This is a genomic window from Phytobacter palmae, assembly GCF_039409775.1.
In the GTDB taxonomy this organism is placed as follows: Bacteria; Pseudomonadota; Gammaproteobacteria; order Enterobacterales; family Enterobacteriaceae; genus Phytobacter; species Phytobacter palmae.
The window spans coordinates 23,189-45,091 of sequence record NZ_JBCIVJ010000014.1 but is presented as its reverse complement, the minus strand read 5'-3'; the positions used below and the strand labels follow the sequence as shown (position 1 = coordinate 45,091).

20 protein-coding genes are annotated in these 21,903 nt (G+C 50.4%); 10 read left to right on the top strand and 10 right to left on the bottom strand.

Annotated features, from left to right (window positions below):
• Positions 1–5: 5 nt before the first annotated feature.
• The 4 genes from AAIG39_RS16955 to satP all read right to left on the bottom strand — a co-directional run bounded on the left by AAIG39_RS16955 (position 6) and on the right by satP (position 3,987).
• Positions 6–782, bottom strand: a complete 777-nt coding sequence (locus tag AAIG39_RS16955) for an ABC transporter ATP-binding protein (protein WP_343194326.1) — start codon at positions 780–782, stop codon at positions 6–8.
• Entirely contained in the window at positions 779–1,852 is a 1,074-nt protein-coding gene (locus AAIG39_RS16950; protein ID WP_249569343.1) for a FecCD family ABC transporter permease, read from the bottom strand. The genes AAIG39_RS16955 and AAIG39_RS16950 overlap by 4 nt, the downstream gene beginning before the upstream one ends.
• A gap of 124 nt (positions 1,853–1,976) precedes the next feature.
• A complete protein-coding gene (locus AAIG39_RS16945; RefSeq protein ID WP_343194325.1) occupies positions 1,977–3,296 on the bottom strand; it encodes a chloride channel protein in 1,320 nt (439 codons plus the stop codon).
• Positions 3,297–3,414: 118 nt separating this feature from the next.
• Positions 3,415–3,987: an acetate uptake transporter gene (satP, locus tag AAIG39_RS16940; protein WP_343194379.1), complete on the bottom strand. Its 573-nt coding sequence runs from the start codon at positions 3,985–3,987 to the stop codon at positions 3,415–3,417.
• Positions 3,988–4,036: 49 nt separating this feature from the next.
• On the opposite strand from satP, the gene AAIG39_RS16935 reads away from it, so the two are divergent.
• Together AAIG39_RS16935 and AAIG39_RS16930 are read left to right on the top strand one after the other, a co-directional pair.
• Positions 4,037–5,782 carry a recombinase family protein gene (locus tag AAIG39_RS16935; protein WP_343194324.1) on the top strand — a complete coding sequence of 582 codons (1,746 nt, stop codon included), beginning with the start codon at positions 4,037–4,039 and terminating at the stop codon, positions 5,780–5,782.
• A 40-nt stretch (positions 5,783–5,822) separates the two neighbouring features.
• Positions 5,823–6,605 (top strand): OB-fold protein, encoded by a 783-nt coding sequence (locus AAIG39_RS16930; RefSeq protein ID WP_343194323.1) that lies wholly within the window; start codon positions 5,823–5,825, stop codon positions 6,603–6,605.
• Positions 6,606–6,813: 208 nt separating this feature from the next.
• On the opposite strand, the gene AAIG39_RS16925 is transcribed toward AAIG39_RS16930, so the two are convergent.
• The 6 genes from AAIG39_RS16925 to AAIG39_RS16900 form a co-directional block, all read right to left on the bottom strand.
• Positions 6,814–7,428, bottom strand: coding sequence for a recombinase family protein (locus tag AAIG39_RS16925; protein ID WP_343194322.1), 615 nt, complete (start codon positions 7,426–7,428; stop codon positions 6,814–6,816).
• Between the two features lie 68 nt (positions 7,429–7,496).
• Complete coding sequence (locus AAIG39_RS16920; RefSeq protein ID WP_343194321.1) at positions 7,497–7,772, bottom strand: hypothetical protein; 276 nt, start codon at positions 7,770–7,772, stop codon at positions 7,497–7,499.
• Between the two features lie 303 nt (positions 7,773–8,075).
• Complete coding sequence (locus AAIG39_RS16915) at positions 8,076–9,419, bottom strand: primase-helicase family protein (protein ID WP_343194320.1); 1,344 nt, start codon at positions 9,417–9,419, stop codon at positions 8,076–8,078.
• A complete protein-coding gene (locus tag AAIG39_RS16910; protein WP_343194319.1) occupies positions 9,392–9,589 on the bottom strand; it encodes a hypothetical protein in 198 nt (65 codons plus the stop codon). The genes AAIG39_RS16915 and AAIG39_RS16910 overlap by 28 nt, the downstream gene beginning before the upstream one ends.
• Positions 9,586–9,732: a hypothetical protein gene (locus AAIG39_RS16905; protein ID WP_343194318.1), complete on the bottom strand. Its 147-nt coding sequence runs from the start codon at positions 9,730–9,732 to the stop codon at positions 9,586–9,588. The genes AAIG39_RS16910 and AAIG39_RS16905 overlap by 4 nt, the downstream gene beginning before the upstream one ends.
• Positions 9,729–10,232 carry a hypothetical protein gene (locus AAIG39_RS16900; protein WP_343194317.1) on the bottom strand — a complete coding sequence of 168 codons (504 nt, stop codon included), beginning with the start codon at positions 10,230–10,232 and terminating at the stop codon, positions 9,729–9,731. Before AAIG39_RS16900 ends, AAIG39_RS16905 begins: the two co-directional genes overlap by 4 nt.
• A gap of 888 nt (positions 10,233–11,120) precedes the next feature.
• Between AAIG39_RS16900 and dnaK the strand changes: the two genes are divergently transcribed.
• The 8 genes from dnaK to nhaR all read left to right on the top strand — a co-directional run bounded on the left by dnaK (position 11,121) and on the right by nhaR (position 21,882).
• Entirely contained in the window at positions 11,121–13,037 is a 1,917-nt protein-coding gene (gene dnaK / locus AAIG39_RS16895; RefSeq protein ID WP_090081468.1) for a molecular chaperone DnaK, read from the top strand.
• 86 nt (positions 13,038–13,123) lie between these two features.
• A complete protein-coding gene (gene dnaJ / locus AAIG39_RS16890) occupies positions 13,124–14,269 on the top strand; it encodes a molecular chaperone DnaJ (protein ID WP_090081469.1) in 1,146 nt (381 codons plus the stop codon).
• A 428-nt stretch (positions 14,270–14,697) separates the two neighbouring features.
• Entirely contained in the window at positions 14,698–15,462 is a 765-nt protein-coding gene (locus tag AAIG39_RS16885; protein ID WP_249569341.1) for an outer membrane protein OmpK, read from the top strand.
• Positions 15,463–15,480: 18 nt separating this feature from the next.
• Positions 15,481–16,983 carry a sulfatase family protein gene (locus tag AAIG39_RS16880; RefSeq protein WP_343194316.1) on the top strand — a complete coding sequence of 501 codons (1,503 nt, stop codon included), beginning with the start codon at positions 15,481–15,483 and terminating at the stop codon, positions 16,981–16,983.
• A 126-nt stretch (positions 16,984–17,109) separates the two neighbouring features.
• Positions 17,110–18,291: an anaerobic sulfatase maturase gene (locus AAIG39_RS16875; protein ID WP_425503333.1), complete on the top strand. Its 1,182-nt coding sequence runs from the start codon at positions 17,110–17,112 to the stop codon at positions 18,289–18,291.
• Between the two features lie 21 nt (positions 18,292–18,312).
• A complete protein-coding gene (locus tag AAIG39_RS16870) occupies positions 18,313–19,590 on the top strand; it encodes an IS1/IS1595 family N-terminal zinc-binding domain-containing protein (protein WP_343194314.1) in 1,278 nt (425 codons plus the stop codon).
• Between the two features lie 172 nt (positions 19,591–19,762).
• Positions 19,763–20,923, top strand: coding sequence for a Na+/H+ antiporter NhaA (nhaA, locus tag AAIG39_RS16865; RefSeq protein WP_343194313.1), 1,161 nt, complete (start codon positions 19,763–19,765; stop codon positions 20,921–20,923).
• A gap of 62 nt (positions 20,924–20,985) precedes the next feature.
• Positions 20,986–21,882 (top strand): transcriptional activator NhaR, encoded by an 897-nt coding sequence (gene nhaR / locus AAIG39_RS16860; RefSeq protein ID WP_090081486.1) that lies wholly within the window; start codon positions 20,986–20,988, stop codon positions 21,880–21,882.
• Positions 21,883–21,903: the final 21 nt, after the last annotated feature.

Sequence of the window (21,903 nt, the reverse complement as noted above, 5' to 3'; positions counted from 1 at the left end):
CTGTTTTAGGTTGTTAATCCATCGACTACCACGTGTGGTAGTCCCTGCGAACAATATTCGACCCGGCCTTTTACCCCGTAGACTGTCGCCAGGTTCGCGGGTGTAACGACCTCGCCTGGAATACCACTGGCAACCCGTGCGCCGTTTTTTAACATCACCGCATATTCGGCATGGCGCAGCGCAATGTTGATGTCATGGATCACCACCACCGTCACGATGTTACGCAGACGCGTTTCGCGTGCGACGATATCCATTACATGGAACTGATAGTTGAGATCGAGTGCGCTAAGTGGCTCGTCCAGCAGCAGAAGGTCCGGTTTCCTGATCAGGGACTGGGCAAGGCCAATCAGCTGTTTCTGCCCACCGGAAAGCTGGTCGAGGAAGCTCATCGCCAGATGTGAAATGCCGAGCTTATGCAGAATGTCGTAGGCCTCTTGCTCAACGTTTTCCCCGGAACAGAAGCCGCTGGCGCGTCGGGCTACAATGACTGACTCCAGCGCATGCAGATGCACACCCTGCGGCAATGACTGCGGCAGATAAACCACCTTTTGCGCCCGCTTTGCCGGGGGCAGCGTCATCAAATCTTCGCCATTCAGCCACAGTTGTCCCCGGGCCGGGTTGAGGTCGGCAAGCGCGCGCAGCAGGGTGGATTTGCCCGAACCGTTTGGCCCAAGCAGGGCGGTGATTTGCCCGCGTGGCAGTACTGGCGTGGTCAGCCCGTCGATAATTTTCTTTTTACGATAGCCGGTATGCAGAGCATGGATGCGCAGTCCGTCGGTCATAAATTCCCCCGATGGCGAATGATGATGCTCAGAAAGAACGGGACGCCGACCAGTGAGGTAACGATACCTACGGGAATGATGACGCCGGAGACAATGTTTTTCGATAACACAGACGCCAGCGAAAGTACCAGGGCGCCAGTCAACATGCTGCCGGGCAAGTAAAAGCGGTGATCTTCACCAAACAGCATGCGTGAAATATGTGGAGCCACCAGGCCAATAAAGCCAACCGGACCAACAAAGGCCACGGTCAGCGCGGAGATTATGCTAATGCGCAGCAGTGTCGCCATACGCAGTTTGCGCACATTGATACCAAAACTGACGGCCCGGTCTTCCCCCAGGCGAAGGGCCGTAAGCTTCCATGCATTTTTCATCGACAGGGGCACGATAAGAAGCAGGGCGATGCTGAGAATAGCAAGCTTGTCCCATGAGGCGCGCGCCAGACTGCCCATGGTCCAGAAGACCAGTCCCTGTAATGTATCTTCGCTGGCCACAAATTGCAGAATGGAAATCAGCGCATTGAAGGTGAATACCAGCGCAATGCCAAATAACACTACGCCCGATGTTGCCACCCGCGTCCAGCGGCTGATGCCATCAAGAATAAAGCAGGCCAGCAGGGCGAAGACAAAGGCGTTAACTGAGATAACCCACTGGTCGGGAATGCCCGGAATACCAAAGCCAAGAATGATAGCCAGCGCGGCACCAAATGACGCGGCGGAGGAGACACCGAGAGTAAAGGGGCTGGCGAGCGGGTTATTGAGGATGGTCTGCATCTCTGCCCCCGCCAGACCGAGCGCCATCCCGACAACGATCGCCATTAATGCAATGGGCAGGCGTAACTCCCAGACAATAACGCGCGTTCCCGCATCGGCAGATCCGGCATCAACAAGCGCATGCCAGAGCGCAGAAAGAGAGAGCCCGGAAGGCCCGATGGTGAAATCCAGAACCAGTGACAGCAGAATAAACGTCAGGATCACGCCAGAGAGCGCGAAACGCCGCAGCACGATTTTTCTGTAATGTGACGACACTGCGGATTCGTCAGGCTTAATACTGGCGACAAGAGGGGAACTCATTGGCTTACCTTATGCAACACAACAGAATCGATGTATCCCCCAACGTTCCTGTCCAGGCTGTTGCATGATATCCAATATCCGGGATGCTCCCGGCGACCATATTTGAAATGATAATGCTTATCAATTAAATGGGATTTTTATTACTATCTCGTTTAGCTGCGGTTATGGTTTTGGTCGAAAAACGCGCATCCTGCCACATTTCCAGCGCGCGACAGGTGGCATACGCCCCTGCGATTGATAATGCGGCAGGTATCAGGAAGCTGTGGTCCATTCGCGTTGATTCCATCACTAAGACGAGTGTGGTGACGGGCATATGCGCTGAGGCGGCCAGGAACCCGGCAGCGCCTAACAGGGCGAAGCTTTCCATGTCGCTACCGGGGAAAAGCGGCCCGACAAGCATAAACAGCAGCGACCCCAGTAACCCACCGACGGCAAGGCCAGGCGTCAACAATCCGCCAGCCGCCCCTGCACGAATCACCGCGCAGATAACCAATACTTTCAGTACCAGTAAAACGACAGCAAGCCAGGCCGTCATTTCGCCACTTAACGCCAGCTGCGCGGCCCCTTTGCCATTGCCGGGAAGTTGCGGAAACCAGATGGAAAAGATACCCAACAGCGTAAAGGCAATCAGACTGACCACGGGCATTTGCCAGTTATCCCGTACTTTGCTGCTCGCATATTGGGTGAGGCGACGAAAAAGAAAAGCGCCCGCACCCAGAAATGGCCCACAAAGCACGCTCCAGAAAATCAACGAGGTGGCGGCAAATTCCGTCGTGAAGTGATACTGGTGCTCATCCCCCAGTCCCAGGGTCGCGACCCAGGCTGCCAGCGCCGATGTGACCAGCGCCGCGATAGCCGCATCCCAGCTAAAACTCACCAGTAAGACTTCGAGTGTAAATATAGCTCCCGCCAGCGGCACGTTATATACCGCAGCAAGTCCCGCACCCGCACCGCAGGCGGTCATCAGTCGGATTTCGGCGGGGGTAAGGCGCAATGTCCGCGCTGTGCCCCCGGCAAAGAACGCGCCCGCTTCACGCGGAGCGACTTCGCGCCCGAGCGGCGAGCCCATCGCCACGGTGATGATTTGCAGCAGAATATGAATAAGTGTGGTGAGCGGTGGCATCGGTTTCTCGGGGGTATTTACCGCCGTACTGATGCTGACGCGCTTTTGGCCATAACGCGCAAGTAGCCACCATCCTGCGCCGGCAACGATGCCGGCGGCGACCAGCACGATAAAGCGTCGCTGCGCGCTGGCATCCGTCACACCCTCTAAAAATGTCCGAGGGCTTATCAATTGGTTCTGACTATACCCATATGCAAGATGCTGAATTTCATGTAGCAGCATGGCGAGCAACATCCCGCCAAGCCCGGCCATCATCCCGGTAAGAAGAAGCGCAGCCCAACGTTGTAACCAGTAAGCACGGCCCTGGAAAAGCGTAGTCATTGTCAGATTCTGTCTGCGAAGAAATGCCGTCATCATCCCATAAAGTGGGTGAATGCGTAATCAACAGGAGGGCAAAAAGGGGGGAATTCGTGCCCGCAGTGCAGGCACGAAACAGGGATTAGTGCTGCTCTTGTTCGCCAATCGGCAGAACGGTACGGCCATATTGCTCGTTCAGAACTTCACCCATCGCCAGATAGATAGCGCTTGCGCCACATACCAGACCAATCCAGCCGGCTACATGAACGATACCTTCATTGTCCGCCAGGTGTCCTACCGCCAGCAGTGTGAATAGCACGGTCAGGCTCAGGAAGACGAACTGCAGCATACGTGCGCCTTTCAGCGTGCCGAAGAACATAAACAGGGTGAACACGCCCCAGATAGCCAGATAGACACCCAAGAAGTGGCCATTCGCCGCATCTGCCAGACCCATTTTAGGCAGCAGCAGGATTGCAACCAGGGTGAGCCAGAAGGAACCGTAAGAGGTGAATGCGGTTAAACCGAAAGTGTTGCCTTTTTTATATTCCAGCAGACCCGCAAAAATCTGCGCGATACCACCATAGAAAATACCCATAGCCAGGATAATACCATCCAGCGGGAACATGCCAATATTGTGCAGGTTAAGCAGAATAGTGGTCATGCCGAAGCCCATAAGGCCCAGCGGAGCCGGATTAGCCAACTTGATGTTGCCCAAGTTCGAAAAGGTGATAATCTCAGAATCTTTCTTATTTTCTGTGTGAGCCATGAAAAAACTCTATTCCTATGTAAGGTGGTCCACTGACAAACAAACAGGGAATACCTCCCTGGAGCGTCAGACTGAAAAGGCGAAACAGTACGCTGCTATTCATGGTTTGGAGTACGTCCAGCTCCTTGATGCGGGCGTCTCAGCGTTTCGCGCGAAGAATAGCACAAGCGGTAAATTGGCAGGATTTATTTCTGCTGTAGAAAGTGGGGTTATTCCCTCTGATTCGTGGCTGTATGTAGAAAATCTTGATCGTCTGAGTCGTGCCGATGCCACTACCGCCAATGAATTATTCCTCCGTCTCCTGCGTCTGGGGCTGACTCTGGTCACCGGTATGGATGGGAAGACCTTTACCCGCGATAGCGTGAATCAGAATCCCACGGATCTGATGTTGTCCATACTGCTATTCATGAGAGCCAATGAGGAATCCCTCACCAAGCAAAAACGTGCTTTTGAAACCACGCTTAAACTTATAGAACGATACCGTTCCGGGCTTCCTGTAAACATAAAAAGTGCGGGTTCTTCTCCTTGGTGGATCGACGCTTCCGGGCCAAATAATGAATCTGTCAAGCAGCACCCGATACACTTCAAAGCCGCAAAAGAGGCCGTAAGGCTCTTATTGTCCGGCTGGGGTAACTATCGGGTGACCAACTATCTGAACGATAACTGTAAGATTTATCCGCCACCGGCAGGTAAGAAGAGTAAGAACGAAAAAAAAGAAGTGCGCTGGACGGTGCCGAATATTAAGAAGATGCGGTTGAATCGTGCGTTGATGGGGGAGAAGGTTTTAACCCTGAACAACGTTACTCATCATCTGGAAAACTATTTTCCGCCCGTTTGTACACCCGCTGAGTTTGCAAGACTTCAAGATGTAGCCAGCAACAACAAGATGCCGCAAGGGGAGCAGAAGCAAGTGATCACACTGCTTTCTGGTATGGGGATTCTGCGTTGTGGTCACTGTGGCGGTGCTATGACCTCCTTTAGTAAACAGGAAAAAATCCGCTATATGTGTGAGTCAGGTAAAAAGCGCATGTCGTCTTGCAAAGCATGGAGCGTCTCGGGGGAATTGGTTGAGCGATGTTTGTTACAGCCGCTCATAACCGGTTATATCTCGCTGGTGATGGATAAGCAGGATTCAGAGCAATCCATTTCCGGGCTGATAGATTCTAAACGGGGTGAATTGGAGGCTATACAGTCGCAGATCGATAACACCACTACCGCGATATCAATGGGCGGAAATCTTGGCTCTTTGGTAGCTTTACTTCAAGGGTTGGAGTCCAGAAAGTCCGCCATTTTGGTTGATCTGGACAAGTTAACTCAGCGCGAATTGTTGCAAGGTTCCCGTGACCAGCAGATTGAAAAAATCGTTGATACGATGGAGTTGATAACCCCTGCATTGCTTGAGGACACAACAGATCCAGACCGGTTGAATATCCGGGAGGTTGTCCGGGCTGTTATAGGCCGCGTCACGATCAGTAAAGGAGGAGATAAAGCCTTGAGGTTAATCTTTGATGGTTATGATCATCAGCGATTTATTTTCCGGGGGGAGATTCTGGCTGATGATAGAGGCAGGCTTTCCCGAGGGTACTCCATACATATCGAAGATCGGAATGTTGATATGCATGATGGCATTGAGTCTGACCTGTCTTCAAAGTTCGGCGAGTTGATAAAGGCGCAGTATGACAAAGTTGATGAGATGTTATCCGCTTTTCCTCCGCTAAAAGCGTCGTGGTTTGTTAGTAAGTAGCTAAACATTAATTCAATTTTATTTTTTCTCAGGAATGGATATGAAAAAAATTATAACCCTGTCTTTAATCGTTTTTTCTTTCGCTTCTGTAGCTGACCAGCAACCATCTCCCAGCTCTGCTGTTAACCTGCAACCATATCGTAATTCTGCCGAGGGATACATTAGCACTTTATTTAGCACTACCTGTGAATTGGCATTGAAAGGTGGGATCGATGCGAACATGCCGGTTGAGCAATCTACAAAAGGGTTGGTAGTTCAAGCCACACAGGGCATGGAGAAAGGCACCTCTGCCTATTCTACAATCCATGATACCGTTATGCTCGGGGCTGCCGTAGGCGTGAATCTTAAGAAGAAAGGGAAAACCATCGCACAAGACAAGACTGAAATTCATACTTGTAGTGAATTCGTGAGTTATATAGTGCAAAAGGGTTTTATGTCTCAGTTCACTGCTGGATTAAGTGATCCGAAGCAATCTACTGCGACCGAAAACGGTAGTGTCGCCTCTGATGACGGCATTTATCGAACCACGGCCAAAGCATTAACGGCAATGTACGATGAAAATGAAGTTGCAGCGGATGACAAGATTGGTGGTCGAAAAGTTGAGGTTAAAGGTGTAGTCCAGAGTATTGATAAGGATTTCACCGGTAGTGTAGTGGTTTTACTACAAAGTGGTAATGAATTCATGCCTGCTCGATTTGGTATGGAAGAAACTGAAAAAAACAAAGCCGCCAGTTTGAGAAAAGGGCAGACAGTAAGTATTCTTTGCGAAAAAATGATGTTCCTTATTGGTTCGCCATCTGGAAGCCGCTGCCGGTTTAACTGACCAACTGAATATGGCAGGTCGTATTGACCCCCGCCCCGGCGCGAGATCGCTGATATCCCCACCATATCTAAACCGGCGGGCTGCAAATATCCTGCCGGTGATTGTACGGCTGGCGCATGGGCTGCACTGTCTAACTGATTGCTTCCACTCGAAAACGCCATGAAGGATCTTGGGCAAATATCCGTAGTGTGCGGGTGGTCGCAGTATGTCAGATCGCCTCAATAATTTTCTTCACCTTGGCGACCATGCCGACGGAGCAATCACATAACTTCGCGATCTCCGCATAGGTATTCCCGCCTTTGTTGAGGTACGACTCAATCTTACTTCGCAGATTGATATCTGCCGGTCTCCCTTTGTACTTGTTTTCAGCCTTAGCCTTGGCGATGCCCTGTGCCTGACGCTGGCGGCGTTTGGTGTAGTCCTCGTGTGCGTAATGGGCGGCAATGTCCATCATCAGACCATTGATAAGCTCTATTATGCGATCACCTGGTTTGGATTTTAATGCATCGTGGGAGGTTGGCAGATCCACAACAATGACACGTAAGCCGCGCACTTCAATACGAGCCTTTAGGGCTTCATATTGTGCTGCGGGGAGTCGGGTCAAGCGGTCGATAGATTCCACCAGCAAAAAGTCATCTTTTTTGGCTGCGGCAATCAGGCGGGTAAGTTCCGGGCGTTCCAGCTTGGCACCAGAGAAGTTTTCAACGTAGTGAACAACATTTGTTAGCTGGTGTTTTTCCACAAACTCATTAAGTGTATCAAGAGCGCGTGTCGCGTCCTGGTCGTCGGTGGATGCCCTGAGGTATGCGTGTGTCGTTGTCATTATCTTTTTTCATATTAAGTTGTCATATTGGTATCTTACGTGAATAATCTACATAGAGTCAATTTTTACTACTCATTGTGAATGACCTTATTCACGATTACGCTCTTCATTTCGGGTATACCCTTTGTGAAAACTTGAACGTGGTTTTCTCTTTCACTCATACAACGCTTTATTTTGTAGCCTTTTAATGTGAGAAAATCGGCAACGTGCGGATCGCCGTGGGCGTTGGTGCGTCTGCTGTCGTCAAATTTGTCATGGGAAATGACCCCAGATATTTTTTCGTGTGCGTAAGGCTGGCCCGGTGGAGTCGAACCTTGTTTAGCGATCCGGCGTTGCATATGCATTCCTCCACCAGCACCGTCTTTGTCCCTGAGCAGGAACAGAGCCGCTTTAGGATTTGCACACGGCGCTACGCTTTGCCTACGGCTGCCCCTGTTGCTTACTGGCGTGCGCCACAGTAACTACGTTGTATATAAATAAGGTCGTGGGATTATTGGGATTGTTGGGATTATTCACTTTACGTATTGATTTATAGGTGTTTTATTGATTTCCATGCTGGGATTATCGTGGGATTATTTGCTTTATGGGTGGGATTATTTGGGATTTTTCGACTGATGGATGCAAAAAAGGGAGCGTATAGCTCCCTGTCAGAATTGCTCTGTCGTACCGTCTGCTGCATCCTCCAGCCACTGCGCCGCTTGTTTGGGCTTCCAGTCTGCCGGGAACCAGTAGCGGGAACGGTCAACACCAGCACCATTGGTATTGATTGGCGCTTGTCGATATCCAAGTTCCTCCAGCCTGTGCTTAATCAGGTCTGCCGGTGCATCAAACAGCAGGCGTACCGTTTCCATTTTGAATACCCGGTTTGACTCCAGCCAGTCGGATAACTCGATATCCAGCATGGATCGCGATTGTTCCTGCATCTCCGCCAGTGTCTCAGTCGCACGGCAATGATGCGGGTTGAATCCGGTCAGGTCACAGGCCATCAACCACCAGTAAATGGCATCGAGGCTGCCATCCTGCGTTAACCATTGTGCTAATCGACCGATAAATTCGCCGGTCTCCTCTGGGTTATGGCGATGCTCCATGAACCGGACGACGAACCAACGGCGCTCGCGCTCGTTCGGTGAAAAGCGGATCGGGCGTCGCTCGTTGCTGGCGAGGATAAACCGGGTATAGGTTGAGACCATCCGGGCCTGCTCCTGCTTCTCCTCGATCTGCTGGCGGCGCTCTGTCAGCAGGGATTTCAACCGGGTATGCAGCGATTTTGAGCTACTGCGGCAATCGTCCAGAAACACCAGCAAATTATTGGCGATCACATTGCTGAACTGACCAGTCAGTTTGTCATACGAACTGAGTAACGATGCCTGCCCGCATAGCAGAGGTGAGAGAACCTGATCGAACAGGAATCCCTTCCCTGTGCCGGTCGCACTCGTCAGCATGAGGTGCCATGAGGGTTTAACCTCCGGGTACTGGAACATATGCGCCAGCCATTGCACAACGGTGTGCCGCTCGTCAGCGTCCGGGAAAAGGCGCTCCAGATATTCTGTCCAGAGTGACAAATCAATACCGGCTGCGGCGGTTGTCTGTGGTTCGTATGGCTTCCAGGTATTCAGCACGGGTACACCGTCCGCCTCGTATACCAGAGGGCGTGCGCCTCCGGGGATAAACTCGCGCGCCGATGCATATTTAATCCGCTGGCGGAGAATATCGTGTAACAGGGGATTGTGACCACTACGTCTGTGCTCTGACTGTTTTCGCAGCCACTGCTGATAGAGGTTAGTCTCCGCGTGGAACGGATGGAATTTACCTGTCAACGTGCTGTACAGGTCTGCGCCATTTTTCCGGGACAGATAGATGAAGCCCAGGTTAATCAGGTATTCCGCAAACTGGTGTGCCAGTCGCTCATGTCCGTTTTTTTCGTCGATGTAGATCCCATCGGAATCATTGGCGGCGTTATCAATTATTTTTTCGTTGTTCGGGTTTGGCATTTGCACTCCACTGAGTCGTTAATTGTATTGGTCAGATCACTGTATTTCTCGGGCTGGCTGGCGATCTCAGTCAGCAGCTTACGGACGAATACCGGCAGAGGCATATTCCCGCGCGTGGCGGTCAGCCAGTCGGCGGTAGTTCCTGTCACTGTGATGTCATAAATTTTCATTGTTTAACCTCCGGCTGGACGGGCAGCGATTTGTACTTGTCCGGGTTGGCATCTTTGATTTTGCGAGCGGCGGCAATAGCTCGTTCCAGTGCATCCGGGTCGATGTAAGCGGGGCATGGTGGCCCCTTTTTAGTGGCGGTCATACAGTGGCCCCTGTCAGGAGCATATCGCGGAGGCGTTGGCGCATAGCATCACGCTCTGCGGCGGCGGCTTCCTCTGCTCGGCGCTGTGCCTCGTTAGCGGCGTCCTGAACCAGTTTGTCTACCTCACGCTCCATCGCGGCGGCGAGTTCGTTGTGATAGCCCTCTTCCACCTGTCGTTTCAGGCCGGCGATCTCCCGCTCCACCAGCTCCGCCGGTTTGCGAAGCGTGATACTCATATTCCCCGTACCGGCAACATAAACGGATTGAGGGATGCCGATATCGTACCTCCACCCTTCCAATATCCTCTCCTGGAGTTGCTGGATTGCCAGCGGCGCGGCGGCGTTGAAACGCTGTGTGGTGCTTGTAGCTGTGTACCGTTGGACGGCTGTATCTATACGCGCGGCCAGCACGGCGGCGTCGGGTTTATAGCGGGTGGCGGCCTCAGTCATAAACGCCTTTAAATCGCTCTCAGCAGCGCTCTGTGCGGTCTTCTTTGCCATTTGATAATCCTCTGTAATCGTTGAATAAAGGCCATAGCAGGCCGCTGGCGCTCTGTGTTGAGCGTCATTTGATGTGACCGTTCATGCGGTCATCTCGTCAGTATTTGTGTATCAGGTGGTTAGGCGTATTCGCCGTAAAAACTCTGCCCGCAGGAGGCGCAATGCTGGGGTGTCTCAGGGCAGAATCTAAACCAGCGAGTGACGTCCCCGCGTCCGAAAGTGACCCCGGCGAGGTGAGTGACTTCCAGCGCCGTGAGCGTTCTGTACGCAGTCGATAGCGGCAGATCAACGCAGCGAGAAACCATCTCAGCGGTTACGGGAATATCGATTGTGTTCAGGTAATGGAGGACGTTAATCCGGGGGACTGTAGCACGGAGGCCGGTGTCATTCAGGATCGCAGCGAGGATCACGCGTTCCTTATCGGCCGGGGCTGCAAATGTTGGCAGCATGGGCGTTGGGGTCAATAGGTCTCCTATTTTGTGTGGTTTATTGGTCAGTTTCTATTTTATCATCAAATCTTCTATTTGGAAATGATTATCATTGCTATTTATGTGATATTTTCTTTGCCAAAATGAATTTTGGCTTGCCCATAATTCCTCAAAATAAATCAACATTGAAGGATGAAATGTATTCCCCGCATCAATGTAGAGGAAGCGGGGCGCGGCATCATAAATAGCGCCACTGGCTGTGTCTATGATCTGAACAGGTGGAAATTATAAATTTTTTTATTCCTTACCCCTTGATGAGCTTCGTTGCGACCCCATCTTGTAGTCAACCGCAATGTGTGGACCTGAAAAAAAACGAACGAGGGTAGTTGAAACCGCACGATTCGCCCTTATTACAGGTTCACAACCACATGTTGACCGAATTTTTAGTGGAGACGTTTAGATGGGTAAAATTATTGGTATCGACCTGGGTACTACCAACTCTTGTGTAGCGATTATGGATGGCACCACCGCGCGTGTGCTGGAGAATGCCGAGGGCGACCGCACCACGCCTTCTATCATTGCTTATACCCAGGATGGTGAAACTCTGGTTGGTCAGCCGGCTAAACGTCAGGCAGTGACAAACCCGCAAAACACCCTGTTTGCGATTAAACGCCTGATTGGCCGCCGCTTCCAGGACGAAGAAGTTCAGCGCGACGTTTCTATCATGCCATACAAAATCATCGCTGCTGACAACGGTGACGCATGGCTTGATGTGAAAGGCACTAAAACTGCACCGCCGCAGATCTCTGCCGAAGTGCTGAAAAAAATGAAGAAAACGGCTGAAGATTACCTGGGTGAGCCGGTAACCGAAGCAGTTATCACCGTACCTGCATACTTCAACGATGCTCAGCGTCAGGCAACCAAAGATGCTGGCCGTATCGCGGGTCTGGAAGTCAAACGTATTATCAACGAACCGACTGCCGCTGCACTGGCTTACGGTCTGGATAAAGAAGTGGGCAACCGTACTATCGCGGTCTATGACCTCGGTGGCGGTACCTTCGATATCTCTATTATCGAAATCGACGAAGTTGATGGCGAAAAAACCTTCGAAGTACTGGCAACCAACGGTGATACCCACCTGGGTGGTGAAGACTTCGACAGCCGTCTGATCAACTACCTGGTTGAAGAGTTTAAGAAAGATCAGGGCATTGATCTGCGTAACGACCCGCTGGCGATGCAGCGTCTGAAAGAAGCGGCAGAAAAAGCGAAAATTGAGCTTTCTTCCGCTCAGCAGACCGACGTTAACCTGCCGTACATCACTGCAGACGCGACGGGTCCGAAACACATGAACATCAAAGTGACTCGCGCGAAACTGGAAAGCCTGGTCGAAGACCTGGTAAACCGTTCCATTGAGCCGCTGAAAGTTGCGCTGCAGGACGCTGGTCTGTCTGTATCTGATATCAACGACGTTATCCTCGTTGGTGGTCAGACTCGTATGCCAATGGTGCAGAAGAAAGTTGCTGAGTTCTTTGGTAAAGAGCCGCGTAAAGACGTTAACCCGGACGAAGCCGTTGCTATCGGTGCTGCGGTCCAGGGCGGTGTGTTGACGGGTGATGTTAAAGACGTTCTGCTGCTGGACGTTACCCCGCTCTCTCTGGGTATCGAAACCATGGGCGGCGTGATGACAGCGCTTATCAGCAAAAACACCACGATCCCGACCAAGCACAGCCAGGTGTTCTCTACTGCAGAAGATAACCAGTCTGCGGTGACCATCCATGTGCTGCAGGGTGAGCGTAAACGTGCTGCTGATAACAAATCTCTGGGTCAGTTCAACCTGGATGGTATCAACCCGGCACCGCGCGGCATGCCGCAGATCGAAGTGACCTTCGATATCGATGCTGACGGTATTCTGCACGTTTCCGCGAAAGACAAAAACAGCGGTAAAGAGCAGAAGATCACCATCAAGGCTTCTTCCGGTCTGAACGAGGAAGAAATCCAGAAAATGGTTCGCGAAGCAGAAGCGAACGCGGAATCTGACCGTAAGTTCGAAGAGCTGGTTCAGACCCGTAACCAGGGCGACCACCTGCTGCACAGCACCCGTAAACAGGTTGAAGAAGCAGGCGATAAACTGCCAGCGGAAGACAAAACCGCTATCGAAGCTGCGCTGACCGCGCTGGAAACGTCTCTCAAAGGCGAAGACAAAGCGGATATCGAAGCGAAAATGCAGGCTCTGGCTCAGGCTTCTCAGAAACTGCTGGAAATCGCACAGCAACAGCACGCTCAGCAGCAGGCTGGTGGTGCTGACGCTTCTGCGAACAACGCGAAAGACGACGATGTTGTCGACGCTGAGTTCGAAGAAGTAAAAGACAAAAAATAATCGCCCTGATGCAGGGTAATTAATCGGCACGGGCGTAGGAGATTTCTCCACGCCCGTGCTCGCATGTTAGGGGTAGATAAAAAAAGATGGCGAAACAAGACTACTACGAGATTTTGGGCGTTTCCAAAACAGCGGAAGAGCGCGAAATCAAGAAGGCGTACAAGCGCCTGGCCATGAAATATCACCCGGACCGTAATCAGGGTGATAAAGAGGCCGAAGCCAAATTTAAAGAGATTAAAGAAGCTTACGAAGTTCTGACCGATGCGCAAAAGCGTGCTGCGTATGACCAGTATGGCCATGCGGCGTTTGAACAGGGCGGCATGGGCGGCGGTGGATTCGGCGGCGGCGGTTTTGGCGGCGGTGCTGACTTTAGCGATATCTTTGGTGATGTCTTCGGCGATATTTTTGGCGGTGGCCGTGGTCGCCAGCGTGCAGCGCGTGGCGCCGATTTACGTTACAACATGGAATTGACGCTGGAAGAAGCCGTTCGCGGCGTCAGTAAAGAGATCCGTATACCGACGCTGGAAGAGTGTGACATTTGCCACGGCAGCGGCGCGAAAGCCGGTACTCAGCCGCAGACCTGCCCGACCTGTCACGGTTCCGGTCAGGTGCAGATGCGTCAGGGATTCTTCGCCGTTCAGCAGACCTGTCCGCACTGTCAGGGTCGCGGTACGCTGATTAAAGATCCTTGCAACAAATGTCACGGTCACGGCCGCGTAGAAAAAACCAAAACCCTGTCCGTTAAAATTCCGGCAGGCGTGGATACGGGCGATCGCATCCGCCTGGCAGGCGAAGGCGAAGCGGGTGAGCACGGCGCACCGGCAGGCGATCTGTATGTTCAGGTGCAGGTGAAACAGCACGCTATCTTTGAGCGTGAAGGTAACAACCTGTACTGCGAAGTCCCCATTAACTTTGCGATGGCGGCGCTGGGGGGAGAAATCGAAGTTCCGACGCTGGATGGTCGCGTAAATCTGAAGATCCCTGGTGAAACCCAGACCGGCAAGCTGTTCCGCATGCGCGGTAAAGGCGTGAAATCAGTGCGTGGCGGCGCTCAGGGCGATCTGCTGTGTCGCGTGGTGGTTGAAACGCCGGTTGGCCTGAATGATAAGCAAAAACAGCTGCTTAAAGATTTGCAGGAAAGTTTTGGTGGGCCGACAGGTGAACACAACAGCCCACGCTCCAAAAGCTTCTTCGATGGCGTCAAAAAGTTCTTTGATGACCTGACGCGTTAACCAGGCGTTATTTTTAGAGGGTTGCTTAACGCAACCCTTTTTTATTCCCAAAGCCAAAAATGGCTTATCACTTGCCTTCTTTGACGGTACTTTTCTTGCCGCCGTGGTGTGAAAAGAATTACCTCACACGGTGCCTCATGTTATTAACGTAACTCTCTGGATTATTCTTCCTGCTAAATTCAATATCCTTCCTGCTGGTTGTAAAAAATAATTATTAGTTCAATTTCTTATTTTCATAAGCTAACGATACGGAAAACAACATTTTCTGACACCTGAAATGTAGCCACTTAGCTAATCCATCAATGTGATATCTCTATCACAAACCAATCTGTCCTTTTTAATAAACTGGCCACGTTTACATTATTACCTGAGATCGTTTTTTATTATGGAAGCATTCAAGTTAACTATAATAATGAGGAATATATTATATGCCCCAAAAAAAGGGAAAGTTGCTGGCGTGTGCTCTAATATCGACGACCATATTGTGCAGTCTTCCTGCATGGTCTCTGGAGTATAAAGGGGCTTTTGGTTCTGTAAATGCCGGTTATGCTGACTGGAATAGTGGTTTCGAAAATGTTCACCGTGGTGAAGTATGGAAAGCGACTGCCGATTTTGGCGTTAATTTTCGCGAAGCAGAAATTTATTCATTCTTTGAAAGCAATGTCTTAAATCACGCCGTTGCGGGACGAAACCATACAGTGTCCGCGATGACTCATGTCCGTCTCTTCGATTCTGACTACACCTTCTTTGGAAAACTATATGGTCAGTGGGATAACGCATGGAGCGATGATTTAGATATGTTTTATGGGCTTGGTTATCTGGGCTGGCAAGGGAAATGGGGATTTTTCAAACCCTATGTTGGGTTACATAACCAATCCGGAGATTACAATTCAAAAAAATATGGGCAAACCAGTGGCTGGAATGGTTACGTTATTGGCTGGAGCGCAGCATACTTCTTTAATGCTTTTAATGAGAAGTTTGTCTTGTCAAACTGGAATGAAATTGAACTCGACAGAAATGATGCGTATGCCGAACAACAACATGGACATACCGGAATTAATGGCGGTTTGACATTAGCGTGGAAATTTTATCCCCGCTGGAAAGCATCTGTCACCTGGCGCTATTTTGATAATAAGCTTGGTTATGACGGATTCGGCGATCAAATGATTTATATGTTGGGCTATGAGTTTTAATTTTTCAGAGGATCTGAAATGAAGAAAACATTTGTTGCCAGTATGATTGGTCTGGCGTTATATGCAGGAAGCACATTATCTCCCGTTTATGCAGCAGAGGCGAAACGCCCCAATTTGGTGATAATTTTAACTGATGATTTAGGCTATGGTGATCTGGGTACTTATGGTCATCAAATTGTCAAAACGCCCAATATCGATAAATTAGCGCAGGAGGGGGTCAAATTTACCGATTATTACGCCCCCGCGCCGCTCTGTTCTCCTTCACGCGCGGGTTTACTTACAGGGCGTATGCCTTTCCGCACTGGTATTCGTTCCTGGATACCGGCAGGCAAAGATGTTGCGATCGGTCGTAACGAAGTCACTATAGCCAATTTATTGCGTGAGCAGGGCTACGATACGGCGTTAATGGGTAAATTGCACCTCAACGCCGGGGCGAATCGCACAGACCAGCCCCAGGCTAAAGACGTTGGGTTTGATTACTCATTGGTTCATGCGGGTGGATTTATTACTAACGAACGACTGGCAAATGCAAAAGAGCGTCCTCGCTATGGTGCCGTTTATCCGGATGCCTTTATTCGTAATGGTAAACCAATAGGCGAAGCGAAATTACTCAGCGGTGAGCTGGTCAGTACCGAAGTGGTCAACTGGCTGGACGAGCGCGAGAAGAAGAAAGAGGATAAGCCGTTTTTCTTGTATGTTGCCTTCACCGAAGTGCACACCCCTGTGGCCTCGCCGAAAAAATACCTCGATATGTATTCGCAATATATGAGCGAATTTCAGAAGAAACATCCGGATATGTACTACGGCGACTGGGCAGATAAACCCTGGCGTGGGCCGGGTGAGTATTATGCCAATATCAGCTACATGGATGAGCAGGTGGGTAAAGTTGTAGAAAAAATTAAGGCGATGGGTGAAGAAGAAAATACCATCATTATTTTTACCAGCGATAACGGGCCGGTAACGCGTGAAGCTCGTAAAGTCTATGAGCTGAACATGGCCGGTGAAACCGATGGCCTGCGTGGACGCAAAGATAACCTCTGGGAAGGGGGGATCCGTGTTCCGGCGATTATTAAATATGGCAAACATCTGCCGCAGGGGATGGTAACCGACACTCCGGCTTCCGGGCTCGACTGGATGCCGACGCTTGCACAGATGATGAAATTCGATCTGCCGAAAGATCGCACCATTGATGGCCAGTCTCTGATGCCTCTCTTCGGGAAGGCTAAATTGAAACGCGAAAAACCGCTCATTTTTGGTATTGATATGCCTTTCCAGGACGAGCCGACTGATTTGTGGGCGCTTCGTGATGGTGACTGGAAAATGATCATTGATCGCGAAGGGAAGGCGAAATATCTCTACAACCTCAAACAGGATCGGGCTGAAACCATGAATCAGATTGGCAAAAATCCGGAGGTTGAAAAGCGTCTCTATGAAGAGTTCCTGAAATATAAACAGGATATTGATAACGATTCACTGATGAAAGCGCGCGGTGATAAACCTACACCCGTTACCTGGGGTTAAACGCATTTAATAACAAGAAGAAGTAATTTTGCCACTCAGGGCGTTGCCCGCCCGATCTTTCACACAGAGGGATCGGGTTATTTTATTTCAGGGACGAAAACTGTGTTAAGAAAAAGCTGCCAGGTCATGGTCAAACCCACCGGTTCGGTATGTAACCTTGATTGCAGGTACTGTTTCTATCTCGAAAAGGAGAAACTCTACCCCGAGAGAAACAAACATTTCCGCATGAGCGAAACTATCCTTGAGCGCTTTGTCGCCCAACATATCGCTGCACAGGATGTTGACGAGGTTATTTTCGCCTGGCAGGGAGGCGAACCCACACTGATGGGGATTGCGTTTTATCAGCAGGCTATCGCGCTACAAAAACGCTATGCGAATGGCAAACAGATTGTGAACACCTTTCAAACCAATGGGGTTCTCATTGATGAGAGCTGGGCTGAGTTTTTCCGTGAGAATGCTTTTCTGGTTGGTATCTCAATTGACGGCGATGCGGCGTTGCATAATGCATGGCGGGTTACGCGGGCGGGAAAACCAACGCATGAAAAAGTTGAGCGCGCAATCCATCTTCTTGCCCGTCATGGGGTCGCGTTTAATACCCTGACAGTGGTCAATGCAACAAACGCCGCCCACCCGCTTCGGGTTTACCACTATCTGAAAGCACTGGGTAGTCAATATATGCAGTTTATCCCGCTGGTGGAGCGACGAAGTGCGGCTCCTGATGCACAATCACTTGCTCATCCACAGGAACGGCAAGCGGAAATGATGCCCTGGTCAGTGGGTTCGCTGGCATTTGGCGAATTTCTTTCGACGATTTTTGATGTGTGGATTCGGGAGGACATTGGCGACATTTCAGTGCAACTCTTTGATCAAACTCTCGCGGCGTGGTGTGGGTTGCCACCCCAGGTTTGCGTTTTTGCCCCGACATGCGGCAGTGCTTTTGCTATGGAAATGAACGGCGATGTTTATAACTGCGATCATTATGTGTACCCGCAATATAAGCTGGGCAATATCTGTAACACCACAATCAGAGAGATGAACAATAGTCAGCAAAACTACAATTTTGCCGACGCTAAAAACAAATATCTCTCTCATGAATGTCGTACCTGCCCCTGGATGTTTGCCTGCAATGGAGGGTGTCCGAAACATCGCTTTTTACCCCCGGCAGGGGGAGCATTCCCGCATAATTATCTTTGCCAGGGCTATCAGCGCTTCTTTTCTCACACCTCTGCGTTAATGCAAGCAATGAAAACCCTGTTTGAGAATGGATACTCTCCGGCAGATATAAAGCATGTTTTATCGGCAAACTGAGCATTTCAGGGAGGAAAAGCTATGTTTCGTCATCACGATGTGGACTGCTGCAAAACATTCGGCTGCAAAAACCTTGGTATTCTGAACAGCCCCGATTATCAACCGCAGGATAAAGATATTCTTTGTCGCGAATGTGGTTTTACCTTTCCACGGATTTCCAGACACTCTCTGAATGTTTTTCGTACAGCAGTTAATAAAGACTGGAAAGGACTGATAAAACAGTGTCCTTTTTGTGGCGGTACGGCTTTTAAACGACACGGCTATTCTTCGAATGGTAAAAATCGGCTCCTTTGCCGTCATTGCAGCAGAACCTTCCTTTTTACTCAGGTGAGTTCGGGAAAAGAGAATTTATGCGAGTTGAGTAAAGGCATTGCGGCAGGTGCTACCTTAATGGATTTGCGTAAAGAACTGCGTCTGGACAGTACTGCACTGAGCCGACAATTCTCCCGACTGGCGCGTCAGGTTAATAGTCTTGAATCACAGTTTATGTTCCAGGCGTATGACATTGCTTTATGTACGCGCGCTTTTGTACTGCCTTATTTGGGTTCAGGCAATTTGCTTTATATTCTGGTAACCGCCGAGGCGGACAGTGGCAAAGTTGTTGCCGTCTCCACCAACTATTCTCCTGTCTGCGTAGAAAGAGAGTATCAGTACACCCATAGCTTTACTGAGCGTTCATTGAGTGGAACGTTTGCTCACATAGTTCAACGAAAAGAGAAGCTGACTGCGCAACGGGCGACGTTATTCGATATTGATTACGGCATAGCCGCGTTGCGTAAAAACGATGCAGGCATGATAGTGAAGCCCGTTTTGCCTGCATATCGTCATTTCGATTTGGTGAAAAAATTAACGGATGAACGGTCTATCAATGTTCAGCATTTCCTTGATCATGAATGCTTTATTTATGGAGGATGCCTGATAGCCAATCATGAAGATGTGGTACGCGGGCGTTGCCATATATCGTTTGTCGCTGAGCGCGGACTTGTACCGCAACAGCAGACGCGTCCACCGCGATATTTTCTGGCGGGAGGGATTCGTAACAATGTCTGGCGCTATTTTTCAACGCCTGACTACGCGATGGCCGTCTCCAATTTGACCGGCAGTAAAAAGCCAGGACAGTTGCGCTATGCGACACTGTTACCCGCAACGCGATTTATTCATTATGTCGAGTCGCATCCTTTTTATGGTCAGATGACGCGCCTGTCCCCGGCAAATCTCACAATGGCCCTTGATTTCATGAAATATGAATACAACCAGACTCGCACTTTGCTGCCGTGCGAGCCCTCTCTCTGCCATTAGATAATGCCCCCTGTTCAGGCGAAGCGCGCAAAACCTGAACACCTCATTGTTAACCGTATTATTATATAAACTCGATAAAACCGAGTTTATCCTCAAAATTTATCTGATTTTATCGAAGATTCTACCGGGGTAATATAAGCGCCCCCAGGGAGTTGTAAATCGAGAGAAGAACATGAAATTTCTACAACGTTTTTTTAGCAGTGATATCTCAGGCGGGATTGTCCTCATCATTGCTGCCGTACTGGCGATGTTCTGCGCCAATCTGGATGTGACCAAAGCCGGTTATCAGGCTTTTCTTGATACACCGGTCGCATTCAGGTTTGCTGCACTGGAAATCAATAAAAATATGTTGTTATGGATTAATGACGCGCTTATGGCGGTCTTTTTCCTGATGGTTGGCCTTGAAGTGAAATATGAGCTGATGCAAGGTTCGCTTGCCAGTCGCCAGCAGGCTATTTTCCCTGTGATAGCCGCGGTGGGCGGTATGATCGCCCCGGCACTTATTTTCCTGGTGTTTAATTTCCATGATCCCTTAGCCCGCCACGGCTGGGCGATTCCTGCGGCGACAGATATTGCCTTTGCCCTTGGCGTTCTGGCGTTGCTCGGTGACCGCATTCCCCCGGCGCTGAAAATTTTCCTGATGGCGCTGGCGATTATCGATGATCTTGGCGCGATCATCATTATCGCACTGTTTTATACCAGCGATCTGTCGCTGCTATCGCTGGGTATTGCGGCGGCGGCCATTATGGTGCTGGCAGTACTGAACGCCCTGAATGTTCGCCGGATAGGTATTTATATGTTGGTGGGCGTCGTGTTGTGGACGGCGGTATTGAAATCGGGCATTCATGCCACGTTGGCCGGTGTTGTGTTGGGCTTCTTTATTCCTCTGAAAGAGAAAGATGGCGTCTCTCCGGCTCGTCAGGTGGTCGATGCGATTCATCCCTGGGTCGGCTGGCTCATTTTGCCCTTGTTTGCCTTTGCCAATGCGGGCGTATCGCTTGAAGGGGTCACCTTTGCCGGTCTGACATCACTGTTGCCATTGGGGGTGATTGCTGGTCTGTTTATCGGTAAACCCGTCGGCATTACTCTCTTTTGTTGGCTGGCGCTTCGCCTCAAACTGGCAAAATTACCGCAGGGGGCTGCTTTTAAACAAATTATGGCGGTCGGCGTACTTTGCGGGATTGGTTTCACCATGTCGATTTTCATCGCTACCCTGGCGTTTGGTGACATCGATACACATATGGTTGCCTGGGCGAAATTAGGCATTCTTACGGGTTCAATCCTGGCGGCGGTGGTGGGATACTGCCTGTTGCGTTCGCGCATAGTCCGCTGATCCCAGGATGGGAAGGCGGGCGATGGCCTTCCCGAAAACGCCAGTCAGGGAGCGAAGACACGATGTCAAACATCAACTACAACCATCTGTACTACTTCTGGCAGGTCTACCGGGCGGGATCTGTCGTAGGCGCTGCGGAAGCGTTATACCTCACGCCACAAACCATCACCGGGCAAATCAAGGCGCTGGAAGAGCGCCTGCAAGGCAAGCTCTTTAAGCGCCGCGGAAGGGGACTGGAACCGACCGAACTTGGTGAGCTGGTTTTTCGTTACGCCGATAAGATGTTTACGTTAAGCCAGGAAATGCTGGATATTGTTAATTATCGCAAAGAGTCGCATTTGTTGTTTGACGTCGGGGTAGCGGATGCCCTGTCTAAACAACTGGTCAGTGGTATTCTTGATGCTGCGGTTCAGGAAGGTGAGCCCATCCATTTACGCTGTTTTGAATCCACGCATGAGATGTTGCTCGAACAGTTGAGCCAGCATAAGCTCGATATGATTATTTCGGATTGCCCGATTGATTCCACCCATCAGGAAGGGCTCTTCTCGGTGAAAATTGGCGAGTGCAGCGTCAGCTTCTGGTGCCAGAAACCCGCACTTAAAAAGCCCTTTCCTGCCTGCCTTGAAGAGCGCCGTTTGCTGATTCCTGGCCGCCGCTCGATGCTTGGACGCAAGTTACTTAACTGGTTTAATTCGCAGGGACTGAACGTTGAAGTGCTGGGCGAGTTTGATGATGCGGCGTTGATGAAATCTTTTGGCGCAGCGCACAATGCCATTTTTGTCGCTCCGACGCTCTATGCAAAAGATTATTTTGCCGATGAGAATATCGTTGAAATTGGGCGTGTGGATAACGTGATGGAAGAGTATCACGCTATTTTTGCCGAACGAATGATCCAGCATCCCGCCGTTCAGCGTATCTGTAATCGTGATTATTCCCGACTGTTTAATGACCCCGGGTAACACGTTCCATAGTTCGTTAAC